This window comes from Arthrobacter sp. JCM 19049, from assembly GCF_001310435.1.
In genome coordinates this window covers 1-2,687 of sequence record NZ_BAXF01000300.1, presented here as the reverse complement: position 1 = coordinate 2,687, position 2,687 = coordinate 1, and the positions used below count along the sequence as shown (strand labels likewise).

General features: G+C 64.7%; 3 protein-coding genes. 1 reads left to right on the top strand and 2 read right to left on the bottom strand.

Annotated features, from left to right (window positions below; all coding sequences use genetic code 11):
* Both JCM19049_RS11275 and JCM19049_RS11270 read right to left on the bottom strand, forming a co-directional pair.
* Nucleotides 1-448 (bottom strand): HAD-IIA family hydrolase (locus tag JCM19049_RS11275; RefSeq protein WP_374700298.1); only part of this gene is annotated, 448 nt, incomplete at its 3' end.
* Between the two features lie 31 nt (nucleotides 449-479).
* Nucleotides 480-1,382, bottom strand: a complete 903-nt coding sequence (locus JCM19049_RS11270) for a hypothetical protein (RefSeq protein ID WP_054821642.1) — start codon at nucleotides 1,380-1,382, stop codon at nucleotides 480-482.
* A 90-nt stretch (nucleotides 1,383-1,472) separates the two neighbouring features.
* Between JCM19049_RS11270 and JCM19049_RS11265 the strand changes: the two genes are divergently transcribed.
* A complete protein-coding gene (locus JCM19049_RS11265) occupies nucleotides 1,473-2,615 on the top strand; it encodes a hypothetical protein (RefSeq protein ID WP_279403038.1) in 1,143 nt (380 codons plus the stop codon).
* The last annotated feature ends 72 nt before the right edge of the window (nucleotides 2,616-2,687 follow it).

Sequence of the window (2,687 nt, the reverse complement as noted above, 5' to 3'; positions counted from 1 at the left end):
CCACCCACGTCGCCCCGCGGGCGATCGCATAGCTGGCCTCGGCCAGGTCGGTCCACGAAACCTCGGGGTAGAACCCCTGGATCACTCCGGCCGGCTTGTCCTGGTGGGACTCCACCACTTCCATGCCGCGCACAGCCACGCACTCACGCAGGTAGGGGGAACCGACCACCAGCACCTTGCTGCCCGGGTTCAGTTTCTGGGCCAGCAGCTCCGCGCCGGCATCGGCCGAACCGAATACGTGCTCCGCAGACGTCTTCACGCCAAGCTGGCGCAGGTGTGCCGCCACGGCCATTGGGGAGCGCCCCGCGTTGTTGGTGATGAAGGCCAGCGGGACCTCCACCTCCGCCAACGCGTTCAGCGACTCCACGGCGCCGGTCACGGCCTCAGCCCCGGCGTACACCACCCCATCCAGGTCGGACAGGACCGAGTCAAAACCCGAAATCAGCATCTGGCCAGTTCCCTCCTAGTGCGCTGAAGCGCTACTTGTCCTGCGCTGGATTCTCGTCCCCATCGGCGTGGATGGTGCGTTCCTGCGCGTCATCGTCCTCGGCCTGCGCGTCATCGAAGGACACCTCGGACAGGTCATCCTCCTCGTCGATACCGGTCGCGGCGTGCTCCTGCACGGTTTCGTCATCCTCGTTGGAAGCGTCCATCTGGGCGACGACGTCCGAATCGGAGCCGGATTCCTCGGCTTCTGCGTCAGCGCCCGGCTCGATCAGGTCCTTGGCCCGCGGATGGGCCTCTTCCTCATCCATTTCCGGTGCCAGGTCGTAGATGAACGAATCGTCGCTGTCCTCCTCAACGCCCAGCGCCCGCTCCGCCACGGCGATCTGCGCGCGCCAGCGCTTGGCCTCTTCGGTCCGGCCGGCTTCCTGCAGCAGGTCGGCGTAGGCGCTGAAAAGGCGCGGGGTGAACTTGAAGGCACGGTTGAAGTCCAGCTGCGGCAGCGCCTCCAGCTCGGCCAGCGCGGCGTCAATCTTCCCCAGGTCGGCGTAGGCACCGGCGGCGACGATGTGCAACTCCACCTTGACCGCGGTGTCCAGCTCGGCGAACTCCTCGTCGTGCGCCATTTCAATGGCCTTCTCCGCCCGGCCCAGACCGCGCAGCGAGTCGGCAATCAGCGGCAGGTTGTAGTCCGAGCCGCTGATCCGGCGGTGCGTGCGCAGTTCGCGCAGGGCATCGGCATACTTGCCGGCATGGTAGGCGGCGATCCCCACCGCCTCGCGCACCACGGCCACGCGACCGCCACGGCGGGAAGCCGCCAGGGTGTGCTCATAGGCCAGCTCGGGATCGACCTCAAGCAGACGTCCGGCCATGACCAGGTGCTTGGCAACCCAGCTCTGGCTGCGTTCCTCCAGGTAGCGCAGCTGGGCGCGAGCCACGCGATCCAACTCCTTGCCCGTCACGTCCTCGTCAATGTCCGGAGAGGCAGTGCGGTCCGGACGGTTGGAGATGCGCAGATCGCCCGGGTTGTGCTTGCGAACGCCGCGCTCGTCATCCTGGAATTTGCCCTTGGGCGCCCCACCCTCGGAGCGGCCACGGGAGGTCTCCCGCCCGCGCTCGTCACCCTTGCGGAACTGGCCGCGGTTGTCGTCGTTGCGGCGGAAGTTATCGCGCTTGTCGCCATCGCGACGGAAATCAGAACGCTCACGGTCCCCGCGGAAACCGCCGCGGTTGTCGTCATTGCGGCGGAAATTGTCGCGCTTGTCGCCATCGCGACGGAAATCAGAACGCTCACGGTCCCCGCGGAAGCCACCGCGGTTGTCGTCATTGCGGCGGAAATCAGAACGCTCACGGTCCCCACGGAAGCCACCACGGTTGTCGTCATTGCGGCGGAAATCAGAACGCTCACGGTCCCCACGGAAGCCACCACGGTTATCATCATTACGCCGGAACCCTCCACGATTGTGATCGCGGTCTCCGCCGAAACCGCCACGGTTCTCGTCGGTACGGCGGAAGTCCCCGCGGTTGCGGTCACGGTCCCCGCGGTAACCGCCGCGGTTGTCGTCGTTACGGCGGAAATTGTCGCGCTTGTCGCCATCGCGACGGAAATCAGAACGGTCACGATCCCCGCGGAAGCCACCACGGTTGTCATCATTGCGGCGGAAATTGTCGCGCTTGTCGCCATCGCGACGGAAATCAGAACGGTCACGATCCCCGCGGTAACCACCGCGATTGTCATCATTACGGCGGAAATCCCCGCGGTTGCGGTCACGATCGCCGCGATAACCACCGCGGTTGTCATCGTTACGGCGGAAGTCTCCGCGATTAGAGTCTCGCTGGCCGCGGTAGCCACCGCGATCACTATCATCTCGCCGGAAACCGTCACGGCGGTCTTCGCCTCGACGGTTGTCCTTGCGCTGGTCGCCATCGCGGCGGAAGCCGCCGCGATGCTCTTGGTTTCGTCCCGAATGATTCTTTCGGAAATTTCCTCGGTCGTTGCCCGAGTTGCGATGGGATTCGTTAGACATGAAAAGTTTTCCTCTCAGCGGCCCTATTCCAACACCGCAACCTTCGTGCTCGCACGTCGAGTCACTTCACTATTTAGTATCTTTGCGACGCTGCACGCGTCGCGCTCATTCAAGTCTAGGCGACGTGAAAAGCCCGTGGCTTGAAAGCGGGGGAAATGTGGCCAGACACTCAGGATGCGTATCGTGTAGTCGTGTGGCGGCCGGCTGAAGCCCCAC